Here is a 25,576-nt window from a genome sequence, read left to right on the forward strand (position 1 = left end):
CAAAGGCGACGGGGCAAAGCCCCTTTTACAGTCCCTCGAACTCGCAGAGCACGGAAACATCCATGCCCATGGCCTCAAGCTTCTTGCGGCCGCCAAGCTCAGGCAGGTCGATGATAAACGAACAGCTGATGATTTCGCCGCCCAAGCGCTCGATCAGCTTGATGCCTGCTTCGGCGGTGCCGCCGGTGGCCAGCAGATCGTCAACCACAAGGACTTGCTCACCCGGCTGAATCGCGTCGTCGTGGATTTCGACAATCGCCTCACCATACTCCAGTTTGTAGTCCTGCGAGATGGTGGTGCCGGGCAATTTGCCCTTTTTGCGGATTGGGACAAAGCCAACGCTCAATTGGTGGGCAATCGCGCCGCCGAGGATAAAGCCGCGTGCTTCTAACCCCACAACCTTGTCGATGCGGGTGCCGGCGTAGGGATGCAGCATTTGGTCAATCGCCATGCGGAAGCCACGCGGGTCCGCAAAGAGCGTGGTGACATCGCGGAACATGATGCCTTCATGCGGGAAATCGACAATGGTGCGGATGTAGTCTTTGACGTCGGCGCTTTTGGGCATCTCTGGTTCCGGTGGTAAATTTCAGACGCAGCAGGTTTGGCGGATGCAAGCGCGGCGCGCAAGGGCGGAGTTTGTCGCGGTGGGGCGAGTTTGTTCTGGACGGGGTACGGTAGGGCTCTGTAAGCAAGCAGAAGGACAACGACATCAGGACGGGTGGGCGCCACGTGGGATCAGAGACCAAGGCACAGCCGGATACGGGCGCGGACAAGGCCACGTCCAAATCAAAGACCAAGGGCAAAGCCAAATCCAAGGCAAAGTCCAAGTCCAAAAAAGACAGTCAGCTGATCTTGCGGCTGGACAAGAAAGAGCGCGATGCCTTCGTGGATTTGTGCAAAGAGCTCGATACCAGCGCCGCGCGGGAAATCCGTGGGTTCATTCGAAAATTTATGAAGAAGAACACGCGTTAAGCGGCACGTTTTAGCGTGGCTGTCAGCAGCCCCATTGCCATCAATGTGACGCCGCCCAGACGGGTCAAACCATGCATCACAGCCGGGCGTTCAATGCGGCTGCGCAGCCGGTCGGCCAGCAGAGCATAGGCCAGCGCGTTGAGTGCCGCGAGCGTGACAAAGGTGCTGATCAGGATTGCAAATTGCGGCAGCATCGCGGAGGTCGGATCAATGAACTGCGGCACAAAGGCGATGAAGAAGCCGATGCCTTTGGGGTTGAGCGCTGTCACGGTTGCGGCATGGCCAAAGACGCCTCGGGCTGGCAAGTTGGCTGATGTCTTGATGTCGCCCAGGCTGGCGTGACCGGCGCTGCGCAGCATTTTGAAACCAAGCCAGAGCAGGTAGGCGGCGCCAACCCATTTGAGCACCGTAAAGGCGGTGGCAGAGGCCAGCACAAGAGCGCCCAGGCCCAACAGAGAGGCGGTCATGGCGATCAGGTCGCCAAACGCGACCCCTGCGGCAGTGGCCACGGCGACCTGACGGCCTTGGGTGAGCGCATAGCTCAACACCAACAAAATAGTGGGGCCGGGGATCAGCAGAAGGGCAGAGGAGGCGGCGACAAAGGTCAGCCAGAGATCGAAGGACATGAAAAAGGGCCCGCAAATGAATCAGCAGGCCCCATCAAATAGGTGAAATGTGGTTTGGTCTAGCGCCAATTACCCTGCCAATACGCGACCGGCGACGGCATCAAGCTTGGCGATCATCTCCGGGTCGCGTTTGTCCGGAGCCGTCATGATGGCAAACTCCAAGGCTTTGTCGCAGCCGTGTTCACAGTCGGCACGTTCGGCTCCGAGGAGAGCGGGCAAAGCGCGTACAAGATTGCGGGCTTTTTCGGAGTTACCAGTCAATGTGGCAATGATTTCAGTGACATCGACTTCGCCGTGCTCCGGGTGCCAGCTGTCATAGTCGGTGACCATGGCAACGGAGGCATAACAAAGCTCGGCTTCGCGGGCCAATTTGGCTTCGGGCATGTTGGTCATGCCAATCACATCTGCGCCCCAGCTTTCGCGGTACATTTTGCTTTCGGCCAATGTGGAGAACTGCGGGCCTTCCATTGCGAGGTAGGTGCCGCCCTTGTGGACTTTAATACCGGCGTCGGTGGCGGCGGTGAAGCAGGCGTTGGAGAGGCGTGGGCAGGTGGGGTGCGCCACGCTGACGTGGGCCACCAAACCGGGACCAAAGAAGGATTTCTCGCGGGCAAAGGTGCGGTCAATGAATTGATCCACAATGACAAAATCGCCCGGCGCCATCTCTTCGCGGAAAGAGCCTGTGGCGGAGACAGAGATCACATCGGTCACACCAAGGCGTTTTAGGGCGTCGATATTGGCGCGGTAGGGCACGGAGGTTGGCGTGTGCACATGGCCTCGACCATGACGCGGCAGAAAGGCCATTTTTACGCCACCCAAACGTCCGGTGAGGATCTCGTCAGACGGGGTGCCAAAGGGGCTTTCGACCGCCTGCCATGTGGCGTCTTCCAAACCGTCGATGTCATAGATGCCCGAGCCGCCAATCACGGCGATCATGGTTTCTTTGGTGGCCTCAGTCATGCCCGTCTCCCAGTGCTAAACTTTGGGCAAAGTTGTGCGCACAAGGGGCGGGAATTGCAAGGAAAAGCCGGGTCGGTAACGCGTCTGTAATGTGTCGGTATCGCGGAGGTGCAAATTAGGGACCGTCAGGGCTGAGCCAAGCCGCGTTTTGCGAGTTGCGCGCGGTAGTCAAAATAGGCAGGTTCAAAGCCCTTGAGCGGCCATGTCAGGTCTTGGGATGCTCCATGGCGGTCTCGGAACGTGAAGCGGAATTCGCCGCCTGACAGCATTTCCGTCTGCAAGGTTTCGGCGGCCGCACCATCAAAGGTGCATCCGGTGCCAGTGAGGCAGCCGACACGGTTTGTGTGCCAGACTGTGGCCCCGTTGCGCTCGACGCGAAAATTGCCGGGCGCGGTGAGGGTGCCCAGCTCCATGCCAAATTCGATCTCGGGCCGGTCCTCTACTGTTTGTGTCAGAAAGAAAAACTGGGCGGCGAACTTGGGCTGTGGTGAGAACACGTCGACACGACGGATGTAGCAGCGTTGGGCCAAGGTGCCTGCTTCGTCGCGTTCGTCACAGATGGTGTTCCAGATGTCGTGAATGGCGTGATGAGTGACGCGCCAGTTGGACGGGCGGTCATTGCCGTCCTGATCCTGAGCGGCGAGGGGAGTGGCAAGCAGAGACAGGGCGAAAAACCAGCGCATAGGGGCATCCAGAACGGGAACAGTTTAGGGCACTTTCTAAGCTTAGCGGTGTTCAGTCCAATCACGAGGTGTCATCAAATTGTGAGGGAGAAACGCCGATTTTGAAAAGCTTTGGTCGGTTCTGGCAGCCAAGCGTGGTGCAAATGCCTCTGACGGGGCGTCGGGCGGGCCATCACTATTGTTTGTTAAGGGCAAACCCGCTAGGGAGGCGCCAAGCGAACACTCCCAAATTTACGCAGGTACACTCATGAGACGCGCGGCGCTGGCCATGCTGGCCAAGAATATTTCTCCCCCCAACCTGTCCATTATGCAGGACGAGGGGTTCACACCCGGTCGGGTTAAGACCGAGGTGCTCTCCGGTTTGACCGTGGCTTTGGCCTTGGTGCCGGAAGCGGTGGCCTTTGCCTTTGTGGCGGGTGTGCACCCGTTGGTGGGGCTTTATGCCGCCTTTTTGGTCGGCTTGATCACCGCTTTGATTGGCGGCCGTCCGGGCATGATCTCCGGTGCAACCGGTGCGTTGGCAGTGGTGATGGTCGCCTTGGTGGCCGAGCATGGCGTTGAGTATCTGTTTGCGACCGTAATCCTGATGGGGGTTTTGCAGATCATTGCAGGCGCGTTGCATTGGGGCAAGTTCATCCGACTTGTGCCACATCCGGTAATGCTGGGCTTTGTGAACGGTCTGGCGATTGTGATTTTCCTGGCGCAGCTGACCCAGTTTAAAGATCCGGCCAACACCGATGCGTGGCTTGCTGGGCCACAGCTGGCGATGATGTTGGGGCTTGTGGTGCTGACCATGGGCATCATTTGGGGTCTTCCCAAGCTGACCAAAGCCATTCCTGCGCCGCTGGCGGGCATCGGGATCACCGCGATCATCGTGATTGTGTTTGGCATCAACGTGCCAACCGTGGGTGACATGGCTTCTATCAAAGGTGGGTTCCCTAGCTTCCATGTGCCGTTTGGCTCTGGTGAGGGGATTTATCCGCCAGCGTTGTTGGCACCGTTCAACCTTGAGACCCTGTGGATCATCCTGCCATATGCGGTGATCCTGGCGGCAATTGGCCTGATCGAAAGCCTGCTGACGCTGAACCTGGTGGGCGAAATGACCGGCAAGCGTGGCGGTGCATCTCAAGAGTGTATCGCACAGGGGACTGCCAACGTTGTGACCGGTTTCTTTGGTGGCATGGGCGGCTGTGCGATGATTGGCCAGTCGATGATCAACGTGAAATCCGGTGGCCGCACGCGGATTGCCGGCATCGCGGCGGCGCTGTTCTTGCTTGCGTTTATTGTGGTGGCGAGCCCTCTGATCGAACGTATTCCACTGGCCGCATTGGTGGGCGTGATGTTTATGGTTGTGATCGGCACCTTTGCCTGGAACAGCTTCCAGATCATGCGCAAAGTGCCCAAGATGGACGCTTTTGTGATTGTGCTGGTGACTGTTGTGACCGTGCTTGAAGACCTCGCGGTGGCGGTTGTGGTTGGCGTGATTGTGAGCGCGCTGGCCTATAGCTGGCAGAACGCGCGCCGTATCCACGCCAACACCCGTGAAAGCGCAAGTGATCCGGGCGCGAAGGTCTATGAGATCGAAGGGCCGCTGTTCTTTGGCTCCGCCGAAGGATTTGGTGAGCTGTTTGAAGTGGACAGCGATCCTGACCATGTGATTGTGGACTTCGCCCGCTCGCGGGTGGTGGACCAGTCGGCGTTGCAGGCCATTGAGGCTCTGGCTGGCAAATATGAGGCGGCGGGCAAGCAGGTTGTTCTGCGCCATTTAAGCCGGGATTGTCACGAGTTGCTCAGCAAGGCGGGCAACCTGATGGTCGATAGTGATGACGATCCAGAGTATCAGATTGCCGTGGATTATCCGGTGAAGACCGGTGTGTTTGGTGGCGGGCACTAAGCTGTCTCGCAAATTGGATTGAGAAAGGGCTGGCCGAGGGGCTGGCCCTTTTTTGTTTGGTGTAGCTTCAGGGCAGCGCCCTCCCATCAAACCGCAGGTTTGTTTCCAACAAAACGGGAGGGTCGGGCGCGGCCCGGACGATGTCCGTGCCAAGCTGTGTCTTGTGTTTTGTGAAACGGAGCTGCAAGACGATGGGAGCCACACTGGAGCGATCCCATGACCTTCCTTGCCATTCTGATCGGGCTTTTGCCCTCGTTCCTGCTCGTTGGGCTGGGTGGGCTGCTGCGCAAGCGGTTGTCGGCCAATGCGTGGCAGGGGCTCGACAAACTCAACTTCGAAATCCTGTTCCCTGCGCTGTTGTTTGTTGCGGCTAGCCAACGACCTTTGGAAGTTGCTCAGGTGGTGGGCATTGCGCCCTTGGTCTGGACGCTGTTGGCGATTGGTTTGGTCGTGGGCTTTGGCGCGCGGCGGTTTGGGCCGGAGCGGTTTTTGGATTTTGCCGGGGCGTGGCAGACCGCGTGGCGGTTCAACACCGCGCTGGCGTTTATTGCGATTGCCACCACAGATAAGGCGGACGCTGCGGTGATGGCGGTGGCGATTGGTATGGCCGTGCCGATGGCCAATGTGTTTGCCGTGAGCGCGCTGAGCCGGGGTGGCAGCTTTGGGCTGTGGGGCACCGTCAAAAAGGTAGCGCTCAATCCGTTTTTGATTGCGTCGCTGGGTGGCGTGCTGGTGGGCCTGTCAGGCTTGACGATCCCGGCGCCTGTGTTGGCGCCTTTGGAGATGCTGGCCGCAGCGGCGATCCCGATTGCCTTGATCTCAGTAGGGGCGACGATGAACTGGGGGGCTTTGGCGCGGCTGGATGCGTTTAGCGGTATTATCTGTGCGACCAAATTGGTGGTGATGCCAGTGGCGGCAACGGTATTAGCGCTTGTCTTGGGGCTGGAGAGCGGCGTGGCGGTTGTGCTGGTGATTTGGGCGGCCTTGCCGACCGCGAGCGCGGCGCATGTGTTGGCCTCGGGCTTTGGCGCAGATCGGGAGTTGTCCGCGACACTGGTGGCGCAGACAACTTTGTTGGGGGCGATAAGCCTGCCGGTGTGGATCACTCTGGCTGAGGTGGTGTTTTAGACTGCCTTAAGGGCCGTGACATCGCCTGCCATGATGGCCGGGATTGCGCGCTCGATCTTTTCTTTGGGCCAATCCCACCACGCGATGTGCAAAAGCTCTGAGATGGTGTCTTCGTCAAAGCGCTTTTTCACCACTGTGCCGGGATTGCCGGTGACGATGCCATAGGGCGGCACCGTGCCACGCACCACCGCACCTGCGCCGATGATGGCGCCATGGCCAATCTGTGCGCCGGGCAGAACCATCGCGCCATAGCCGAGCCAGACGTCGTGGCCCACCACAGTGTCGCGTTTGTCCGGTTGGTAGCCCTCTGGCACGGTCTCGCCAAAAATCGGGAAGGGGTAACAACTCAGCCCGTCCATGGCGTGGTTGGCGGAAGCGGTGATGAAGCGCACGCCGTGGGCGATTTGGCAGAACTTGCCAAGGCTGAGCCGCTCCTGGCTGAAGGGGAAGAGGTAGGGCGCGAGGTGGCTGGCCCAGTCCTCTGGTGGGGTGAAGTCGGAGGCGTAAGTGAAATCTCCGATGTCACATTTTGGATGATCGATCACCGCAGAGAGCAGCACGGTGCCGGCGTGTTTGCTGCCATCGGGCAAGGTGATCGGAAAGGCGGTTTTGGGGTCGGGAAGGGGCATGGAGCCCTCCTTGTCAAATGTCCCTCGCGCCTAAGGCCCCGGTTTACTGATCGGGGCGGGCGAGGGTGAAGGTGTTGTCGACCACCGCATAGTCCTTGTAGCCAAGACGGCTCAGAGGGCGGTAGGTGGTGACGTCAAAGATACCATCCACAATGCAATTGTCGCGCAGGTGTACGCCGGTCACTTCGCCGATGGCCATAAAGTTGTTCTCTCCCAGGAGAGGCACAATCTGGGTCAGGCGGCATTCCAGCGAGGCGGGCGCACCGATAAGGCGCGGGCAGTCGATGGTGTCACATTGGGCGGCTTCCAGGCCTGCGGCCACAAACTCGTCTTCGTCTTTGCCCAGCGGTCCGGACGAGATGTTCATCGCGTCGCGAATGCTCTCTTCGACGATGTTCACGCAGAACACGCCGGTGGCGCGGATGTTGGACAGGCTGTCCTTGCCCTCGGCCTGATCGTCTTTCTTGCCGGTGGAGGCAAACATCACCTGCGGGGGATTGTCCGCAAGGGCGTTGAAAAACGAATAGGGCGCGAGGTTGCGCACGCCGTTTGCGTCCTGGGTGGAGACCCAAGCGATCGGGCGCGGGCTGACAATGGCTTTGAACGGGTTGTGCGGCAGGCCGTGGCCGTCTTTTGGCTGATAGAACATCGGACTGACTCCATATTGGTTTGCAGGCAGTCCTAGCGCCATGTTAGGGGCGATGAAACCGCAAAATGAACGACGGGCATGAGGCGCGCAGGTGATTACGCTAGCTGTGGAAACCGGTGAAGATTGGTGGGAAGTGGAGGCGCTTTATGACCTCTGCTTTGCGCCGGGGCGTGAGGCGCTGTCTTCGTACCGTTTGCGGGATGGTGTGGACCCTGTGGCGGGGTTGTCGCTTGTCGCGCGGGATGCTGACGGTATCTTGGCCGGAGCGATCCGGTATTGGCCCGTTCGGATTGGCGCTGTGACGGCGTTGTTGCTGGGGCCAGTGGCCGTGCACCCGACGCATCAGGGCGAAGGCTTGGGCGGTTTGCTGATCGAGGACAGCTTGCAGCGGGCGCAGCCTTTGGGCTGGGCGCGGGTGATGTTGGTGGGCGATGCGCCGTATTATCGGCGGTTTGGCTTTGAGAAGCTGGTGGGCGTGGTGATGCCGCCGCCGACCAATCCCGAGCGGGTGCTGGGCCGGGCGCTTGTAGAGGGCGCTTGGGACGGTGTTGTTGGGGATGTGGAGAGTGTGGGGTAGGGCACCGACTTGGGCTTAGCTTCCCTGCACTATTGGCACACCAATGACCGCATTGCTGCATTCCTCAAAAGATTATTTTCAAACGAAAAGGTATGCCGAAATGGCTCATGAAAAAGTCTGGGACTCATGCTTTCTTTCAGACCCTGAGGCTGGGGTTTATGTGAGCTTCCATTTACCTGGCCATGATGGGAAGGCAATTTCCCTCGAGCAAACAGCTGATCTTGCCCAAAGGTACGGCTTCGTTTTACCTGGGGAGATACGAAATTCACCGCAAGATATTCGCGTCGAAGAATACCCAGATTACATGTATCCCACCTATCAAGAAGGCGTTTCTCTTGACCAGATGCGGGATGTTTTTAAGGGAAGGAACGGTTTGGTTGTCCTATCCGGCGCCATGTTTGATTTGCTTCAAAAGTTTAACCTCGGGGCCACTCGGCTAAAGGCCATTCCTTTTAGAGAGACTGATCAAGCGACGCCTGTTGATGGGCGCTGGTACTTTTTACATTTCCGGGAAAATCGAAATTGCTTGGTGCCGGAAAAATCCACCGGCGTGGAGCCAACCCCTAACGGCCATCGCTGGCGAATTGAGACTGACAACAAGTACCGGCTTTGTGTCGATCCTAGCGTGGCTGGTGAATTGGACCTGTGGCGCGATAGCCGTGCGACTGATGTGATATTCCTCTCTGACAGATTAAAAGAAGCCATCGATGGAGCTGGCCTTGTGATCAAGGGCGACAGCAAATTCCGCGAGTGCCTCATTGATTGAATGCGCAACTAATCATACCAAGTCGCGTCAAGAACCAGCCAATTTTGCGCTGAGCGTACATTCGAAACTGTGTGCGGCGATCAGCAGTGGGGCTCAACGCTGCTTTTGTTCGCCTCGTTCTGATCAATCAATAGTTAAGGCATTTTTAAGTGGGACTGCTTCGCTCGGCGGTTGAACAATCGCCCTTTGCCCTTACCTCTTACCCATGACCCAAATCGAGATTTTGCCGGACATTCCGGACCGTGAGATTGACGTAAATTCTGAATTGGATGCGCTGGCCAAGCGTTATGGCGGGGCCAGTGGGCTGGGCATGAAGGTGCTGGGCGTGTTGGGCATGCCGGTGTCTGGCTTGCTCAAGACTCTGCCCAATGAAGTGCAGGATGGGTTAGGTGGGGCCACGGAGGTGGCTTTGATGCAGGCCGTCAAATGGGCGGATGGCAGCCGGGGTTTGGTGAAAGATCAGCCGGATTGGATCAACGCATCCATAACAGCAGCGCTGGGCGCAGCTGGGGGTGTAGGCGGTGTGACGTCTTCGCTGGCGGAATTGCCGATTACGATCACTGTATTGCTGCGCGCTATTCAGGGCGTGGCGGTGCAATATGGGTTTGATCCCAGCCATGAGAGCGTGCGGTTTGACTGTGTGCGCGTGTTGGCCGCGAATGGGCCGTTTGAGGAAGATCGCGGCGCGGATCTGGCGATGTTGGAACAGCGGGCCGGATTGGCGATGGGTGGCACCAAATGGATCAGCACGGTGATTGTGCCCAAGCTGGCGCCGGTGTTGGGGCAGAAGCTGGCGGCGCAGATGGTGCCGGTGATTGGCGCGGCGGCGGGCGCGGCGACAAATTACGCCTATACCAGCTATTATCAGGACATCGCGCATGTGCATTTTGGCCTGCGCAAGCTGGCCGTGGAGGCGGATGTGTCGCCGGAGGTGTTGGTCGACAGGATGCGCAAGCGTTTGGGGAAAGAGTAGCCGGGCGACCGGCCACTTCCGTCAGCTGCTGCTGCGCAGATATTCCATCACATCGGGGCGCACGGATTGCTCGCCACGTTCTCGCGCGGCGTGGATCACACGGCGCAGCTCTCCCAGATCGACCCGTCGGATCAGGCTTTTTACCGGGCCAATGGAGGCCGGGCGCATCGAGAGATTGCGCAGGCCCATGGCAGCGAGACAGACAGCCTCAATCGGGCGGCCCGCGTCTTCGCCGCAGAAACTGAGTGGCGTGCCGGTGTCGATGCAGCGGTTCACGATGCCTTCCAGGAAGGTCAAAAAGCTGACGTTGAGCGTGTCATAACGGCGGCGCACGCGTTCGTTTTCGCGATCAGCCGCAAAGAAGAACTGTTTCAGGTCGTTGCCGCCAATGGAGAGGAAATCGACCTCTTCGTAGAATTTCTTGGGGGCAAACCCCAAGGACGGGGTTTCCAGCATGGCGCCCACCTCGATCTCCGACGGCAGCGGGTGACCAAGGATCGTCTCACGCTCAATGGCTTTATCGACCTCGGCCTTGGCGGCGGTGTATTCTTCATATTGCGCGATGAAGGGGAACATGATGGTCAGTGGGCGGCCATTGGCAGCCCTCAGCAGCGCCTGAAGCTGCATGCGCATCACGCCGGGTTTGTCCAAGGCCACACGGACCGCGCGCCAACCAAGCGCCGGGTTGGGCTCATCCTGTGGGGCCATGTAGGGCAGGACTTTGTCCGAGCCGATGTCGAGCGTGCGGAACACCACACGTTTGCCTGCGGCTGCGTCCATAACTCGGGCATAAAGCTGCGCCAGCTCGGTGCGTTTGGGCATTTGGTTGCGGATCAGGAATTGCAGCTCGGTGCGGAACAGGCCAACACCTTCCGCGCCGGAGGATTCTAGCGACGGCAAGTCCGCCATCAGGCCAGCGTTCATTGTCAGATGCACCACCGCGCCGTCGCGGCTTTTGGCCTCTTTGTCGCGGATGCTGGCGTAGCGTTCCTGCGCCTTTGCGGCCATGGCGATTTTGTCGCGGAAGGCGGTTACAACCGTGTCGTCCGGGCGCAGGTGCACGATGCCCTGATCGCCATCAACCATGATGTGGTCGCCATTTAGAGCTTCGGTGGTGATTTTATCGGCGTGGATGACCAGTGGGATCGCCAGTGCGCGGGCCACGATGGCGGCGTGGCTGCCGACAGAGCCTTCTTCCAGCACGATGCCTTTGAGTTTTCGGCCATATTCCAGCAACTCGCCGGGGCCGATGTTGCGGGCGATCAGGATCGGGTCAGACGGCATATCTGCACCGGTCTCGCTGCCTTGGCCGGTCAGAATGCGCAGTAGGCGGTTTGAGAGATCGTCGAGATCATGCAGGCGTTCGCGCAGATATTGGTCGGTGACCTGCTCCATGCGGGCGCGGGCGGTGGATTGTTCTTTCTCCACAGCGGCTTCAGCGGACAGACCGCGGGCGATGTCCTGCTCCATGCGCTTCATCCAGCCCTTGGAGTTGGCAAACATGCGGTAGGCTTCGAGCACTTCGAGCTGTTCTTTGTCGCCGCGTTTGGCGCCATCAAGCATCTTGTCGACACCGACGCGCAGCTCTTCGATTGCGTCATTCAGGCGGGTGAGCTCAACATCGGGATCATCCGCCACCGGATTGGTCACAACCACACGGGGTTCATGCAGCCAGACATGGCCTTCGGAGGCGCCTTCCTGCCCGGAGGTGCCACGAAAGAGTTCGGATTGCTGGTGCAGCGCGCTCATCGCGGCGCCTTCGCCGATAAAAGCGCCGAGTTCGGTCATTTCAGCCAGCACCATGGCGACCACTTCCAGGGCGTAAACCTCATCCGGAGAATAGCCGCGTTTGTCTTTGGACTGCACCACAAGCACACCAAGGTTGTCGCCCAAGCGCTGAACCGGCACGCCACAGAAGCTGGAATAGATCTCTTCGCCGGTTTCCGGCATGTAGCGAAACCCTTTGGCGCTGGGCGCGTCGTCGGTGTTCACCACTTTGGAGGTGCGCGCCACGCGGCCCACAAGGCCTTCGCCAACCCGCATCCGCGTTTGGTGCACCGCTGCCGCATTCAAGCCTTCGGTGGCGCAGAGCTCCAAGGTTTCTTCGTCACGAAACAGATAGATCGAGCACACCTCTGTGCCCATTGATGTGGCAATCAGATGGGTGATTTTATCCAGACGCTCCTGCCCGGCGCTGTCCTCGGCCAAGGCATCGCGCAGGCGCCCCAGAAGTTTGCGGCTCTCGGTCTCGGTTTTTTGCACCATCTGAGGTGGGGTCCTTGTCGCTACTCGGGGCCAAATAGATCACAACAACCGTGGAATCAAAACGGTTTATGCAGATGCCTTGGCGGCAATAATACGCCGCGATGCAGCGTTTTGTGTGAAGAAAATTCGAAAGTATTGGTTTGCGCCATAAAACGCAGGAGTTTCTTTGAAAGGCTTGGTTTTCTGCGGTGTAGCAAGTGCTTTGGGTAGTAGGGGCGGGGGCGCTGCGGTGAGAGGCAATATGCCGCAAAAACAGGCATTTTGGGTCCGCAAAGAAAAACGCGCGGCTGGAGGGCCGCGCGTTGGAAAATCAAAGGCTGATTAGCCGGCTTTTTCCAGCTCAAAGGCGTCGTGCAGCGACTGCACCGCCAGTTCCATATATTTGCGGTCAATCAACACGGAGATTTTGATCTCCGAGGTGGTGATGACTTTGATGTTCACGCCTTCGTCAGAGAGCACTTTGAACATCTTGGCCGCCACACCGGACTGCGACCGCATGCCGATGCCCACCACGGAGACCTTGGAGACGTCTTCGTCGATCACCAGCTCAGCAAAGTTCAAGCCGCCGGAGGACTTAAGCTCGTCCAGTGCGGTCTCGGCCCGTTTCACCTGATCGGTGGGCAGGGAATAGGTCATGTCTGTGCGGCCATCCTCAGAGATGTTTTGCACAATCATGTCGACGTTCACGCCAGCATCGCTGAGGCAGCCAAAGATGATGGAGGCGATGCCGGGGCGGTCCGCCACGGACAGCAGGGTCATTTTGGCTTCGTCGCGGGAGTAGGCCACACCGGCCACAACATTGGATTCCATGATTTCCTCCTCATCGCAGACCAGCGTACCGGCCTCGTCGGATTGTTCTTCAAAAGAGCTGAGCACGCGCAGTTTCACTTTGTAGCGCATGGCAAGCTCGACAGAGCGTGTTTGCAGGACTTTGGCGCCCAGAGAAGCCAGTTCCAGCATTTCTTCAAAGGCAATTTTGTCCAGCTTGCGCGCTTTGGCGCAGATGCGTGGGTCAGTGGTGTAGACGCCGTCCACATCGGTGTAGATGTCGCAGCGCTCAGCCCCAAAGGCGGCGGCAAAAGCCACGGCGGTGGTGTCAGAGCCACCGCGACCCAGCGTGGTGATGCGGCCTTCCTCAGAGATGCCCTGGAAGCCGGCGACCACAGCCACGCGCATGCCTTCGCCAAATTTGGCGTTGAGGTTGTCGGTTGGGATCTCTTCGATCCGGGCCTGGCTGTGGGCGGAGGTGGTTTTTAGTGGCACCTGCCAGCCTTGCCAGCTGCGCGCGGGCACATCCATCTCCTGCAGGGTCAGCGCCATCAGGCCCGCGGTGACGTTTTCACCGGAGCTGACAATGGCGTCATATTCGCGGGCGTCATAGAGGGGGGATGTTTCATCCACATAACCAACAAGCTTGTTGGTTTCACCGGACATGGCGGAAACAATGACAATCACGTCATAGCCTTTGGCCACCTCAACCCCAACGCGCTTGGCGGCGCGGCGGATGCGGTCCAGGTTGGCGACAGAGGTGCCGCCAAATTTCATCACAAGTACGGGCATGGCGCGTCCTTAGTTCGTAAGTCGCAGGCGGTTTACGCGCTTGGGGCCGTCGAAGCAAGGCAGATTGGCGCGGCAGGGCGGCGCATGTGGCGGCGGCGCAAGGCTTGAGGCCAAGGGGAGAGGAGGGGCCAGCCCCTCCGGAGCACGATGTGTGCCACCTCCCCGGGATATTTGGCGACAGTGAATGTTGGGTTACACAGGGTGGGCGCGGCCGTCCCAGGTTTCAAAGCAGCCGGTGGTGTCAAGGTTCAGGGCGTGGAATCGTTCGACCAAGCCGGTGGCGGACTCAGCCACCGTGATGTCGCCGCTGTCGCCGCCCATATCGGTTTTCACCCAGCCGGGGTGATAGATGCCGACGGCGATGCCGATGTGTTTGAGGTCTTGTGCCAGATTGAGGCCGAGGTTCAGCGCGGCCGCCTTGGATGCGCGGTAGATGTAGCCGCCACCGCCGACTTTGGTGGAGGAGCCCATTTGCGACGAGATGATCGCGATTTTGGGGTTTGGGGCCAGCTGCAGGTTGGGCAGCAGGTTTTGCACGGTCAAAAACACGCCGGTGACATTGGCGGCAAAGGTTTTGGCCCAGAGATCCGGCGCATAGCCGTCTGCGAGGTTCTGGCCTTTGTCCAGAAACACGCCGGCGTTGCAGACCAGCAGGTCAACGGGTTGGGTGTCCAGCGTCTGTGCCATGGCGCGTTGGCTCTCTGCATCGGTCACGTCCAGTTTCAGGCATTCGCCGCCTGTGCGGCTGGTGCCGGTGACGTGATGGCCTTGAGCGCGCAGCGTTTGATCAAGCGCCAGTCCTATGCCGCGGTTGGCGCCGGTGATGAGGACATGCATGGGCGGGCTCCTATTAGTGTGAGATCAGTTGGTTTTGCGGCCGATGTTAAAAGGCAGTGGCGCAACGGGCACGCCGTCTTCGATCAGGGCTTTGGCCTCTTCAACCTTGGCTTCGCCGTAGATCGGGCGTTCAGGGGCGTCACCGTCATGCATGGCGCGGGCCTCGCTGGCGAAGTCCTTGCCAACATAATCCGAATTGGCCTCGACATGATCGCGCAGCTCTTTGAGGGCTTGCTCGGCTGGGGACGCGGGTTGGCTTAGCGGGCTGGGCGCGCTTGCGGCTTCAGGTGACGGGACTGGTGTGGGGTCTTGCGGTTTGGCGGCGGCCGAGCGGGCGGGGCGCACGCGTGGGGCCATCATCGCCTTCTCTACATTGGTGTCGCCACAGACGGCGCAAGCCACCATGCCGGCGGCCTTGAGCTTGTCAAAGGCGGCGGCGGATTGAAACCAGCTGTCAAAGCGGTGGTCGTTGGCGCATTTCAGAGTGTAGTTGATCATTGTGCTGTGATGGTGCCCATGTTCAGTGGCGCGAACATAGGCGTGGGGGCGGTTGGGATCAAGCGACGGGGGTTAGCCTTTGGCGGAGATGGTCGCTGGGTCAAAGCTGCGCACAAGTTTGGCGAGTTCGGGGTGCGCGATGCGTTTGGCGGCCTTTTTCGGGCGCAGCCATTTGCGGTCCCGTTGGCCTGTCTCGGGATAGATGCGCGCGAGCTTGTCCACTTCCAGAGGATATACCAGCACCCGAATGGTTTGGCCGTGTTTGTGGCCGCGAGTTTTGCGGTAGCGGTAGGTGCCCAAACAATGCTTGCGCGCGCGGCCAAGAATGCCCGCTTCTTCCCATGCTTCCTGTGCGGCGGTTTTGTGGGGCTTCAGGTCGGCCATCGGCCAGCCTTTGGGCAGCAGCCACTGACGGGTGCCGCGGGAGGTGATCAGCAGCACCTCGGCTTTTCCTTTGTGGATGCGGTACGGCAAAGCGGCAAATTGAATGTGTTTGCCGCGTTTCTGTGCCTTGCGGATCATGCTGGCCGTGGCGGTTGGGTCAAGCAGGCCCATGTTATCTCCAAAAGTCCGGTGCTCGGGTAGCCGCACCCTAGAAGGCGAGCCGGGGCAGGCCAAGTGGTTAGAAGGGCTTCGTTTGACAGTGTTGCGAAGCGGTTTGGGATTTTGTGGGAAAGATATGGGAAATCCCGCTGGGAATTCATGGGAGACGCATGGGAATGGCAGCGGATTTGCGCCGAATCGGTTTGAGAGTGGCGAGGATTTGCCCTTTTGATCGGGCTGTTACGGGGTGCTCTTGACCTTATGTGGAAAAAAGTTGGGAAAACTTGGGAAAAAGTTTGGCGCCCAGAGGTGTGCTGCATTTGGTGGTGTCTTCTGGGTTGGTTGCCTAAATATGGTGTCGTCGTCCACAAAATTGCTCTCAAAATCGCGAGGTTTGGTGAGCTTGGGTCGCGCGTGAGGCATTTTTGTCCACAAATTCCTGTTGATTTCCATAAATTCCCATGGCATCCCTAGTTACACGATGAGGACGGGACATAAAGAGAGGCGCTAAGACCTCCGATCCCAAGTCAGGTTTCATACAGGCACCCGCTTTCATCGAAAAAAAGAGATCCGGTGCGTGGGCGAGCAGAACATCCCCCCAGGTGGCACGCGCAACTGGACTACCCGCAAAAGCGGGACGAGGGCGGCGGATTGATCAGTGGCAGCAGATCAATCCGCCGTTTTCCCTTCCGGCCCGGGGTGGTCGGAGCAACAGGTTGAAAGGGGCCATAGGCAGTGGCGCTCATGTTTCGCGGCGAAAGCCGTAACAAGGTGGATAGCAAGGGACGGATGTCGATTCCGGCCAAGTTCCGCCGTGTGCTTGAGGCAGGCGACCCTGAGTGGAAAAGTGGCGAAAACCCCAACCTTGTGATTGTCTACGGCGGCAAGACACGCGATTTCTTGGAATGTTTCACGGTTGAGGCGATGGATGATGTGGTGGCCCGCATCATGAAAATGCCCCGTGGCAGCAAAAAGCGCCTGGCGCTTTCGAAGTTATACCTCACCCAATCTTTGGAAGTGTCGGTGGATGAAACCGGCCGTCTGGTGTTGCCCAAAGAGCAGCGCGACAAGATTGGGCTTGAGAACATGGCCTTCTTTGGCGGTAAAGGCGACACGTTTGAGATCTGGAACCCAGAGACATACGACGCCACCCAGGAAGAGGCCCTTGAAGCGGACGACGATTTTGATCCGGACGCTGATCCCTCCATTTATCTCGATGGCGACGAGGATTTCTAACCATGGCGACGTCAGATGAACCCGCCGCCAAACGCCCTCACATTCCAGTCCTGCTTGCGCCGTTGTTGCGTGAAGTGGCGCCGGTGTCGGGCCGTTGGCTGGATGGCACTTTTGGGGCGGGCGGCTATACCCGTGGATTGATCGAGGCCGGGGCCGGCAAGGTGTACGGTGTGGATCGTGATCCGCTGGCGTTTGAGATGGCCGCGCCTTGGGTTGGCGACTATGGCGATCAGATTGAGCTGGTTGGCGGCGTGTTCTCCAAAATGGATGAGTATGCGCAGGATTTGGACGGGGTGGTGCTTGACCTTGGGGTGAGCTCCATGCAGCTGGATCTGGCAGAGCGTGGCTTTTCATTTATGAAAGACGGGCCTCTGGATATGCGCATGAGCCAGGACGGGCCCTCCGCTGCGGATTTGGTGAATGAGGCAGAAGAGGCTGAGATCGCCAATATTCTGTATCAATATGGCGAGGAGCGTGCGAGCCGCCGAATTGCCAAGGCCATTGTGCGGGAGCGGGCGGTTGAGCCGATCACTACAACATTGCGATTGGCGGGGATTGTAGAAAGCTGTTTGCCGCGCTCCAAGCCCGGTCAGAGCCATCCGGCGACACGTAGTTTCCAAGGGCTGCGGATTGCGGTGAATGACGAATATGGCGAGCTGTTTCGTGGCTTGATGGCGGCGGAGCGGGCGCTCAAGCCGGGCGGGTTGTTGGCGGTTGTGACCTTTCATTCGGTGGAAGACCGCATGGTGAAGCGGTTTATGCAGAGCCGCGCGGGCAAGACCGGCAATGTGAACCGTTATGCGCCGGAAACGGAACAAGACAAGCCGGCATTTGAGCTGATCACCCGTAAGGCTGTTGGGCCGGACCCGGATGAGTTGGAAGACAATCCGCGGGCACGCTCGGCCAAGTTGCGCGTGGCGCGGCGCACCGATGCACCTTCTGGTGAAATTGCGGAAAAAGCCATTGGCATGCCGACACTTGGGGGACGTAAGTGATGCGGATGGTGTTGTTCATCCTGGCCGCAGGGATGGTGATTGGGCTCTCGGTTTGGGCCTATCAAGAGAACTATCGTACCCAGGCAATGATTGGTGAAACAGAGCGCTTGCAGCGTGAGATTGGTGAGGCGCGGGCGCGTTTGGCGGTGCTGAAGGCGGAGTGGGCTTACCTTAACCGCCCGGACCGGCTACGCGATCTGACAGAAATCAACTACAATGACATGCAGCTTTTGCCGCTGCGCCCGGATCAGTTTGGCCGCATTGAGCAGGTGGCGTTCCCGTCTAATGACGCGCCGATCACCTTTGAGAATGCGGTGGAAGTCTCCTCTGAGGAGGCCAAGCCATGATCCGTAAGCCACTGCGTCCTTTGGCGTCGATCCTGCATGCGCGCAGTGCCGGGGAAAACCCGGATCAGATTGAGCGCGCAAACCTGCGTGAGCGCCACGAAGAGATGCGCAACAAGGGGCGGGCGCGGGCTGAGGGGCGTTTGCTGATCATGGGCGTGCTGTTTGCGGGCGCGTTTCTCACCGTTGGCGCGCGGATGGCTGTTGTCAGCACGTCTGAGGCCTCTGAGCCGCGCACCAGTTATGCGGGTAGTCGTATTCAGGCGGAGCGGGCGGATATTGTCGACCGCAAGGGCCGCATTTTGGCGACCAATCTGGAGACACACTCCATCTATGCCCATCCACATGAGATGATTGATCCGGCCTACGCGGCGCAGAAGCTGGCGGAAATTTTCCCCGATCTGGATGCCGCGAAGCTGGAGCGTCGGTTCAAAGACGGGCGTAAGTTCTACTGGGTGAAGAAAAAAATCTCCCCGGAGCAGAAGCAGGCGGTACACGACATCGGTGAGCCCGGCTTGTTGTTTGGGCGTCGTGAAATGCGGCTTTATCCGAACGGGCGCTTGGCGGCGCATATCCTTGGCGGCGCGTCTTTTGGTGAAGAAGACGTGCATGACGCCGAGCTTGTGGGTGTTGCGGGCGTTGAAAAATACTTCGATGATGCGCTGCGTGATCCGGCCAATGGCGACAAGGCGCTGACGCTTTCCATCGACCTGACAGTGCAAACCGCGGCGGAGCGGGTGCTTTGGGGTGGCATGAAGCTGATGAACGCCAAAGGCGCGAGCTCGGTTTTGATGGATGCGCACACCGGCGAGATTGTCTCCATGGTGAGCCTGCCGGACTTTGACCCCAATAACCGCCCAAATCCTCCCGTGAAGGGGCAGGCGGCGGACAGCCCGTTGTTTAACCGTGCGGTGCAGGGGCTTTATGAACTGGGGTCGACGTTCAAGATTTTCACGGCGGCACAGTCGATGGAGCTTGGGTTGGCGAACCCGGAAACCAAGATCAACACCGCAGGGCCGTTGCGGTGGGGCAAGTTCAAGATCCGCGATTTCCGCAACTACGGCGCGCAGTTGACGCTGACCAAGGTGATTGTGAAGTCGTCAAACATCGGCACCGCGCGTATGGCGCAGGTGATTGGCGCGGCGCGGCAGCAGGATTTCCTGAAACAGCTTGGCTTCTTTGAGCCAACACCAGTGGAATTGGTCGAGGCCAAAGGTGCACAGCCACTGTTGCCGAAAAACTGGTCTGAACTCTCGACCATGACCATTTCCTATGGTCATGGCATGTCGGCCAGCCCGCTGCACTTGGCGGCCGGCTATGCGGCGATTGCCAATGGTGGCACCAAAGTGGTGCCCACTATTCTCAAGCAGGAGAAAGTCGAAAAAGGTGAGCGGGTGATGACACTTGCCAGCGCCGAAGCATCGCGCCTGATGCTGCGCAAAGTGGTGAGTGAAGGCACCGCCTCCTTTGGGGAAGTGCCGGGCTACGCTGTGGGTGGCAAGACGGGTACGGCGGATAAGCCGCTGGAAAGCGGGCGCGGGTATTATGAGGACAAGGTGATTGCCACCTTTGCCGCCATGTTCCCGGCGCATGATCCAAAATACGTGCTGATCCTGAGCCTGGATGAGCCGGTGGAGACCTCCGGCGATCAGCCACGCCGCACAGCCGGTTGGACAGCGGTGCCGGTGGCAGCGGAAATGATCACGCGCGTGGCGCCGCTTTTGGGGCTGCGTCCCGAGGTTGAGCCTGCGCCTTTGGCTGATATAACGCTGACATCAAACTAAGCCAAACAAGGGCATTCACAGATGGCAGCAGGCACAAAACAGCTTTCAGAATTGGGTCTGACAGCCATGGGCGGGCTGAACCCGGCGATCACCGGATTGGCGGTGGACAGCCGTGAGGTGAAAGAGGGGTTTCTCTTTGCTGCCTTGCCGGGCACGCGGGTACATGGTGGCACGTTTATTCAGTTTGCTCTGCGCATGGGGGCGGCGGCGATCCTGACCGATGCGGCAGGTGCCAAAATTGCTGAACAAGAGTTGGCGGCAGGCAATGCGGCGCTGGTGATTGCCGAAGATCCGCGTCAGGCGCTGGCCTATACGGCGGCGCTCTATTTTGGCAAGCAACCGGGGATTATGGCGGCTGTTACAGGCACCAATGGCAAGACCTCGGTGGCGACCTTTCTGCGCATGATTTGGCAAGAACTGGGGCTTGAGGCAGTGAACCTTGGCACGACCGGAGTCGAAGGGGATTTCACCGCGCCGCTCAATCACACCACACCAGAGCCGATCACGTTGCACCGCACGTTGGCCGCAGCAGAGGAGGCTGGGATTGGCTTTGCGGCGATGGAGGCGAGCTCGCACGGGTTGGCGCAGTGTCGTTTGGATGGGGTGCAATTGAAGGCGGCGGGGTTCACAAACTTCACGCAGGATCACCTCGACTACCACGAGACTTTTGATGAGTATTTCAACGCCAAAGCGGGGCTGTTTGGCCGCGTGTTGCCCGACGATGGCACGGCGGTGATCAATGTCGATGATCCGCGCGGGTTGGATATGGCGATCATTGCTGGTGTTCGTGGCCAGGGGGTGATCACCGTCGGCAAGGCAGAGGCTGACATTGCGCTGATGGCGCAGCGGTTTGACAGCACTGGTCAAGACATTCGGTTCACCTTTCGGGGCAAGGCGTATCAGCAACGTTTGAACCTGCTCGGTGGGTTTCAGGCGGAAAATGTGTTGCTGGCGGCGGGGCTTGCGATTGCTTGCGGGGCTGAGCCTGAACGGGTGTTTGAGGTGCTGCATGAACTCAAAGGCGTGCGGGGTCGGATGCAACTGGCGGCGACACGGGAAAACGGCGCGGCGGTGTTTGTGGATTACGCCCACACGCCGGATGCTGTGGCGACGGCGCTTCAGGCGATGCGCCCGCATGTGATGGGGCGCTTGATTGTGATTGTCGGCGCAGGCGGAGATCGCGATGCGGCCAAACGCCCGTTGATGGGGCAAGCAGCGGCACAAAACGCCGATGTGGTCTATGTCACCGATGACAACCCACGCACCGAAGATCCGGCAACGATCCGGGCCGCCGTGATGGAGGGTGCGCCAGAGGCCACCGAGGTGGACGACCGCGCCAAAGCCATTTTGCTGGCGGTGGATGCATTGGGGCCGGGTGACACGTTGTTGATCGCGGGCAAGGGCCATGAAACCGGCCAGATTGTCGGCGAGGATGTGTTGCCATTTGATGATTGTGAACAGGCCAGCGTGGCCGTGGCCGCATTGGACGGAGGGATCGCATGAGCCTGTGGACATCTGAAGCGGCTGCTGAGGCAACCGGCGGCAAAGCCAAAACTGCGTGGGCATGCAATGGTGTGTCGATTGACACGCGCACCATCGAGCAGGGCGACTTGTTTGTGGCATTGACGGCGGCGCGGGACGGGCACGAGTTTGTGGCGCAGGCGTTGGGCAAAGGCGCTGCAGCGGCACTGGTAAGCCACGTGCCGGATGGCGTGTCTCCAGATGCGCCATTGTTGATTGTCGACGATGTGCTTGAAGGGCTGGAGGCGTTGGGTAACGCCGGCCGCGCCCGCACGGACGCGCGGGTTGTGGCGGTGACTGGTTCGGTTGGCAAAACCTCCACCAAAGAAATGCTGCGCGCCATTCTGGAAGGGCAGGGGCGGACCCATGCCTCCGTGGCGAGCTATAACAACCATTGGGGGGTGCCGCTGACGTTGGCGCGGATGCCGCAGGACACCGAGTTTGCGGTGATTGAAATTGGCATGAACCATCCCGGCGAGATTTCACCGTTGGCGAAGATGGCCCGCCCACATGTCGCCTTGGTGACCACGGTGGCAGCGGTGCATCTGGAAGCCTTTGAGAGTGTCGAGGGCATTGCGCAGGAAAAGGCGGCGGTGTTTGACGGGTTGGAGCCTGGTGGCATTGCGATTGTGAACGCCGACATCGAGACGGCGGACGTGTTGCGCACCCATGCCGAAAACCTCTCGGCTGAAATCCAGGACTTTGGCGCAACGGCCAAGGACTGGCGTCTGGGCGATGTTAAGCTGACCGGCAACGTCACCGTTGCGCGTGCCATTCACGGCGGCGATTTGGCAATGTTCAAAGTGCAAAGCGCGGGACGGCATTTTGCGATGAACGGGTTGGGGGCCTTGGCCTCTGCTGAAGCATTGGGCGCTGACTTGGCGCTGTCGGTGGCCGCGTTGGGGCGCTGGACGCCGTTTGTCGGCCGGGGCGCGCGGGAAACCATTTACTTGGACCCGGTGGAAACCGAGCGCACGTTGGAGCTGATCGACGAGGCTTATAATGCCAACCCAACCAGCCTTGGGGCGGCGTTGGAAGTGCTGGCGGCTGCGGAGCCAACAGATGGCGTGGGCCGTATCGGCAAGGGGCGTCGGATTGCCTTTGTTGGTGATATGAAAGAGCTGGGCCCGCAAGAAGTTGATATGCATGCGGAGTTGGCCAGTCATCCGGCGATGTCTGACATTGATGTGGTGCATTGTGTGGGGCCATTGATGCAGCATTTGCACGCGGCATTGCCCGAAGAAAAACAAGGGCAATGGGCAGAGACAACTGCGGAGATTGTTTCGGATGTACGCAAGCTGGTGGATGCCGGTGATGTGGTCATGATCAAAGGTAGTCTGTCGATGGCGCTGTCCAAGGTGGTTGACGCCATCCGCAAACTGGGCCATCCCGCCCCGCAATCCAAGAACGAGGACGCGTAATGTTTTATTGGCTGACCAGTCTGTCAGACGGCGGTGATTTTTTTAACCTGTTTCGCTACATCACCTTCCGCGCCGGTGGCGCGTTTATGACAGCGCTGATTTTTGGCTTCCTGTTTGGGCGGCCTTTGATTGACGTGTTGCGCCGCAAGCAGGGCAAAGGCCAGCCGATCCGTGACGATGGCCCTGAAGGGCATTTTGTGAAAGCGGGCACACCTACCATGGGTGGTCTGTTGATTGTGGGTGCTCTGGTGACCTCCACGTTGCTCTGGGCTCGGTGGGACAACGGTTTTGTTTGGCTGGTGCTGTTTGTGACACTGGCCTATGGCCTGATTGGTTTTGCGGATGATTATGCCAAAGTGTCCAAGCAGAACACCAAAGGTGTGTCGAGCAAAGTGCGCCTGCTCCTGGGGTTCTTGATTGCGGGTGTTGCAGGTGTTTGGGCGACCTATTTGCAGCCTGAAGCTCTGCAATTTCAACTGGCGGTACCGGTGTTCAAAGAAGTGCTTATCAACCTCAGCTGGGCCTATATCCCCTTTGCCATGTTTGTTGTGGTGGGTGCGGCCAATGCGGTGAACCTGACTGATGGTCTGGATGGTCTGGCGATCATGCCAGTGATGATTGCCGCGGGTGCGTTGGGTGTGATTGCCTATGCCGTGGGCCGGGTCGACTTCACGCAGTATCTGGATGTGCATTACGTGCCGGGAACAGGTGAAATCCTGATCTTTGTCGCCGGTCTGATTGGTGGCGGCCTGGGCTTCCTGTGGTACAACGCGCCTCCTGCGGCGGTGTTTATGGGCGACACGGGCTCGCTGGCCTTGGGCGGCGCCATTGGCGCAATTGCCGTGGCGACCAAACACGAGTTGGTTTTGGGAATTATTGGCGGCCTGTTTGTTGTGGAGGCGTTGAGCGTCATCATTCAGGTGCTTTACTTCAAACGCACCGGCAAACGTGTGTTCCTGATGGCGCCAATCCATCACCACTATGAGAAAAAAGGCTGGTCAGAGCCGCAGATTGTGATCCGGTTCTGGATCATTGCGGTGATCCTGGCAATGATTGGCCTTGCGACGCTGAAGCTGCGTTAAGCGTCAGGATAAAGCGATCAGAGGGCGCCATGGGCGCCCTTTTTCTCGGCTTGCGCCATTCGGCATTCATAGTCTCAAAATATCCCCGCCGGAGGCTCTCAAAGCTGCCACTTGTGCCGCCGCTTGTGGAAAGGCACTGTGCGCGCAAGACGACTTGGGGGATTTCACATGATTCCAGTGCAGGGATTTCACGGCGCCAACGTGGCGGTTTTGGGCTTGGGGCGGTCCGGTTTGGCAACGGCAAGGGCCTTGCGCGCGGGCGGTGCAGAAGCCGTGTGCTGGGATGACAATCCAACGGCGCGGAAAACGGTGGAAGGCGAAGGCTTTGTCTGCCGTGATTTGTCTCGTCAGGGCGCGTTTGAGGATATCGCAAGCCTGATTGTCTCGCCGGGCATTCCGCATTTGTATCCGGTGCCCAATCCAGTTGTGGCCGCCGCCTTGGAGGCAGGCGTGCCGGTCGACAACGACATTGGGCTGTTTTTCCGCAGCTTTGCCACGCGGCAATGGGACAGTTTTGAGGTCACGCCCAAAGTGGTGACCGTGACCGGGTCCAACGGCAAGTCCACCACCTCAGCCCTCATTCATCATGTGTTGAGCGAGGCGGGACGGCGCACGCAGCTAGCGGGCAACATTGGTCGCGGCGTGCTCGATATTGATCCGGCAGAAGATGGCGATGTGGTGGTGCTGGAGCTGTCGAGCTACCAAACCGATCTTGCACGTAGTTTGACGCCGGACATTGCGGTTTTCACCAACCTGAGCCCGGATCATTTGGATCGGCACGCGGGCATGGGGGGCTATTTTGCCGCCAAACGTCGGTTGTTTGCTGAAGGTGGTCCAGATCGGGCGGTGATTGGTGTGGACGAGATTGAAGGCACATATCTGGCGGGGCAGCTGTCAGAAGGGGCGGCGGATGATCGGGTGATGCGGATTTCGACGGAGCGCAAGCTGACCAGAGCGGGGTGGAATGTCTTTGCCCGCAAAGGTTATTTGAGTGAGTATCGCAAGGGCCGACAGGCGGGGTCGATTGACCTGCGCGCTATCAAGGGACTGCCGGGCACCCACAACCACCAGAACGCCTGCGCGGCTTATGCGGTGTGTCGTTCCTTGGGCCTGGCGCCTCGGGTGATTGAGGCCGGGTTTGCCTCTTTTGGCGGCTTGCCACATCGCAGTCAGATCATCGCTGAGAAAGATGGCGTGACCTTTGTGAACGACAGCAAGGCAACCAATGTGGATGCCGCCAAAAAAGCGCTGTCGGCTTTCCAGAGCATCCGCTGGATTTGTGGCGGGCTGGAGAAAGAGGGCGGTCTCGGAGAACTGGTCGAGAGTGCTGGCGGCGTGAAGAAGGCGTATGTGATTGGGCGTGAGGCGGCCAGCTTTGCCATGCAGCTCAAGGGTATTGAGGCGGAAGTTTGCACCGATATGACGACGGCTGTGGCCAAAGCGGCAGCAGAGGCGGAGGCGGGCGATACTGTGCTTTTGGCGCCTGCGGCAGCAAGTTTTGATCAATACAACAGCTTTGAAAAACGTGGCGAAGATTTTGCCAAATGTGTCGAGCAGGCGCTTTCTTAAAGGAAAGCGCTGTCACGGCTTTTTCTGCAGGTTTGATCAACATCAAAGTGGGCGGAAATTGGCC

The 25,576-nt window shown here is 59.1% G+C and carries 25 protein-coding genes; 14 read left to right on the forward strand and 11 right to left on the reverse strand.

The window, feature by feature from the left end; translation table 11 throughout:
* Positions 1 to 25: 25 nt before the first annotated feature.
* Positions 26 to 565 (reverse strand): adenine phosphoribosyltransferase, encoded by a 540-nt coding sequence (locus Q0955_RS19030; RefSeq protein ID WP_299427835.1) that lies wholly within the window; start codon positions 563 to 565, stop codon positions 26 to 28.
* 164 nt (positions 566 to 729) lie between these two features.
* Here Q0955_RS19030 and Q0955_RS19035 point away from each other — a divergent pair, with 164 nt between their 5' ends.
* Complete coding sequence (locus Q0955_RS19035) at positions 730 to 972, forward strand: hypothetical protein (protein ID WP_299427838.1); 243 nt, start codon at positions 730 to 732, stop codon at positions 970 to 972.
* On the opposite strand, the gene Q0955_RS19040 is transcribed toward Q0955_RS19035, so the two are convergent.
* The 3 genes from Q0955_RS19040 to Q0955_RS19050 all read right to left on the reverse strand — a co-directional run bounded on the left by Q0955_RS19040 (position 969) and on the right by Q0955_RS19050 (position 3,241).
* On the reverse strand, positions 969 to 1,598 hold the full coding sequence (locus Q0955_RS19040; RefSeq protein WP_299427841.1) for a LysE family translocator: 630 nt from the start codon (positions 1,596 to 1,598) through the stop codon (positions 969 to 971). The genes Q0955_RS19035 and Q0955_RS19040 overlap by 4 nt on opposite strands.
* A 69-nt stretch (positions 1,599 to 1,667) precedes the next feature.
* Positions 1,668 to 2,558 carry an S-methyl-5'-thioadenosine phosphorylase gene (locus Q0955_RS19045; RefSeq protein WP_299427844.1) on the reverse strand — a complete coding sequence of 297 codons (891 nt, stop codon included), beginning with the start codon at positions 2,556 to 2,558 and terminating at the stop codon, positions 1,668 to 1,670.
* A gap of 125 nt (positions 2,559 to 2,683) precedes the next feature.
* The gene (locus tag Q0955_RS19050) at positions 2,684 to 3,241 is read right to left on the reverse strand and encodes a hypothetical protein (RefSeq protein ID WP_299427847.1); all 558 of its coding nucleotides are present in this window, start codon (positions 3,239 to 3,241) and stop codon (positions 2,684 to 2,686) included.
* A gap of 247 nt (positions 3,242 to 3,488) precedes the next feature.
* Here Q0955_RS19050 and Q0955_RS19055 point away from each other — a divergent pair, with 247 nt between their 5' ends.
* Together Q0955_RS19055 and Q0955_RS19060 are read left to right on the forward strand one after the other, a co-directional pair.
* Entirely contained in the window at positions 3,489 to 5,135 is a 1,647-nt protein-coding gene (locus tag Q0955_RS19055; protein ID WP_299427850.1) for a SulP family inorganic anion transporter, read from the forward strand.
* Between the two features lie 216 nt (positions 5,136 to 5,351).
* Positions 5,352 to 6,263, forward strand: a complete 912-nt coding sequence (locus Q0955_RS19060) for an AEC family transporter (RefSeq protein ID WP_299427853.1) — start codon at positions 5,352 to 5,354, stop codon at positions 6,261 to 6,263.
* Here Q0955_RS19060 and Q0955_RS19065 read toward each other — a convergent pair.
* Complete coding sequence (locus tag Q0955_RS19065; protein ID WP_299427856.1) at positions 6,260 to 6,892, reverse strand: CatB-related O-acetyltransferase; 633 nt, start codon at positions 6,890 to 6,892, stop codon at positions 6,260 to 6,262. The genes Q0955_RS19060 and Q0955_RS19065 overlap by 4 nt on opposite strands.
* 43 nt (positions 6,893 to 6,935) lie before the next feature.
* A complete protein-coding gene (locus Q0955_RS19070) occupies positions 6,936 to 7,541 on the reverse strand; it encodes a flavin reductase family protein (RefSeq protein ID WP_299427859.1) in 606 nt (201 codons plus the stop codon).
* Between the two features lie 91 nt (positions 7,542 to 7,632).
* Between Q0955_RS19070 and Q0955_RS19075 the strand changes: the two genes are divergently transcribed.
* From Q0955_RS19075 to Q0955_RS19085, 3 genes are all read left to right on the forward strand, one after another.
* Positions 7,633 to 8,118, forward strand: a complete 486-nt coding sequence (locus tag Q0955_RS19075; protein WP_299427862.1) for an N-acetyltransferase — start codon at positions 7,633 to 7,635, stop codon at positions 8,116 to 8,118.
* 43 nt (positions 8,119 to 8,161) lie between these two features.
* The gene (locus Q0955_RS19080; protein ID WP_299427865.1) at positions 8,162 to 8,884 is read left to right on the forward strand and encodes a DUF1629 domain-containing protein; all 723 of its coding nucleotides are present in this window, start codon (positions 8,162 to 8,164) and stop codon (positions 8,882 to 8,884) included.
* A gap of 205 nt (positions 8,885 to 9,089) precedes the next feature.
* The gene (locus Q0955_RS19085; RefSeq protein WP_299427868.1) at positions 9,090 to 9,857 is read left to right on the forward strand and encodes an EcsC family protein; all 768 of its coding nucleotides are present in this window, start codon (positions 9,090 to 9,092) and stop codon (positions 9,855 to 9,857) included.
* Between the two features lie 21 nt (positions 9,858 to 9,878).
* On the opposite strand, the gene ptsP is transcribed toward Q0955_RS19085, so the two are convergent.
* From ptsP to Q0955_RS19110, 5 genes are all read right to left on the reverse strand, one after another.
* A complete protein-coding gene (ptsP, locus tag Q0955_RS19090; protein ID WP_299427871.1) occupies positions 9,879 to 12,122 on the reverse strand; it encodes a phosphoenolpyruvate--protein phosphotransferase in 2,244 nt (747 codons plus the stop codon).
* 321 nt (positions 12,123 to 12,443) lie between these two features.
* Complete coding sequence (locus Q0955_RS19095) at positions 12,444 to 13,682, reverse strand: aspartate kinase (protein ID WP_299427874.1); 1,239 nt, start codon at positions 13,680 to 13,682, stop codon at positions 12,444 to 12,446.
* Positions 13,683 to 13,874: 192 nt separating this feature from the next.
* Positions 13,875 to 14,519, reverse strand: coding sequence for an SDR family NAD(P)-dependent oxidoreductase (locus Q0955_RS19100; protein ID WP_299427877.1), 645 nt, complete (start codon positions 14,517 to 14,519; stop codon positions 13,875 to 13,877).
* 24 nt (positions 14,520 to 14,543) lie between these two features.
* Entirely contained in the window at positions 14,544 to 15,017 is a 474-nt protein-coding gene (locus Q0955_RS19105; RefSeq protein ID WP_299427880.1) for a DUF1178 family protein, read from the reverse strand.
* A gap of 72 nt (positions 15,018 to 15,089) precedes the next feature.
* Entirely contained in the window at positions 15,090 to 15,572 is a 483-nt protein-coding gene (locus Q0955_RS19110) for an NUDIX hydrolase (RefSeq protein WP_299427883.1), read from the reverse strand.
* A gap of 732 nt (positions 15,573 to 16,304) precedes the next feature.
* Between Q0955_RS19110 and mraZ the strand changes: the two genes are divergently transcribed.
* From mraZ to murD, 8 genes are all read left to right on the forward strand, one after another.
* Complete coding sequence (mraZ, locus tag Q0955_RS19115) at positions 16,305 to 16,796, forward strand: division/cell wall cluster transcriptional repressor MraZ (protein ID WP_366140704.1); 492 nt, start codon at positions 16,305 to 16,307, stop codon at positions 16,794 to 16,796.
* A gap of 2 nt (positions 16,797 to 16,798) precedes the next feature.
* Positions 16,799 to 17,791 (forward strand): 16S rRNA (cytosine(1402)-N(4))-methyltransferase RsmH, encoded by a 993-nt coding sequence (rsmH, locus tag Q0955_RS19120; protein ID WP_299427889.1) that lies wholly within the window; start codon positions 16,799 to 16,801, stop codon positions 17,789 to 17,791.
* The gene (locus tag Q0955_RS19125; protein WP_295177963.1) at positions 17,791 to 18,138 is read left to right on the forward strand and encodes a cell division protein FtsL; all 348 of its coding nucleotides are present in this window, start codon (positions 17,791 to 17,793) and stop codon (positions 18,136 to 18,138) included. Before rsmH ends, Q0955_RS19125 begins: the two co-directional genes overlap by 1 nt.
* The gene (locus Q0955_RS19130; protein ID WP_299427893.1) at positions 18,135 to 19,919 is read left to right on the forward strand and encodes a penicillin-binding protein 2; all 1,785 of its coding nucleotides are present in this window, start codon (positions 18,135 to 18,137) and stop codon (positions 19,917 to 19,919) included. Before Q0955_RS19125 ends, Q0955_RS19130 begins: the two co-directional genes overlap by 4 nt.
* A gap of 21 nt (positions 19,920 to 19,940) precedes the next feature.
* The gene (locus Q0955_RS19135) at positions 19,941 to 21,422 is read left to right on the forward strand and encodes a UDP-N-acetylmuramoyl-L-alanyl-D-glutamate--2,6-diaminopimelate ligase (protein ID WP_299427896.1); all 1,482 of its coding nucleotides are present in this window, start codon (positions 19,941 to 19,943) and stop codon (positions 21,420 to 21,422) included.
* Complete coding sequence (murF, locus tag Q0955_RS19140; protein WP_299427899.1) at positions 21,419 to 22,861, forward strand: UDP-N-acetylmuramoyl-tripeptide--D-alanyl-D-alanine ligase; 1,443 nt, start codon at positions 21,419 to 21,421, stop codon at positions 22,859 to 22,861. Before Q0955_RS19135 ends, murF begins: the two co-directional genes overlap by 4 nt.
* A complete protein-coding gene (gene mraY, locus Q0955_RS19145) occupies positions 22,861 to 23,943 on the forward strand; it encodes a phospho-N-acetylmuramoyl-pentapeptide-transferase (protein WP_299427902.1) in 1,083 nt (360 codons plus the stop codon). Before murF ends, mraY begins: the two co-directional genes overlap by 1 nt.
* Positions 23,944 to 24,111: 168 nt before the next feature.
* Positions 24,112 to 25,512 (forward strand): UDP-N-acetylmuramoyl-L-alanine--D-glutamate ligase, encoded by a 1,401-nt coding sequence (gene murD / locus Q0955_RS19150; RefSeq protein WP_299427905.1) that lies wholly within the window; start codon positions 24,112 to 24,114, stop codon positions 25,510 to 25,512.
* Positions 25,513 to 25,576 lie beyond the last annotated feature (64 nt).

This window comes from uncultured Shimia sp. (genome assembly GCF_947493595.1).
In the GTDB taxonomy this organism is placed as follows: Bacteria; Pseudomonadota; Alphaproteobacteria; order Rhodobacterales; family Rhodobacteraceae; genus Shimia.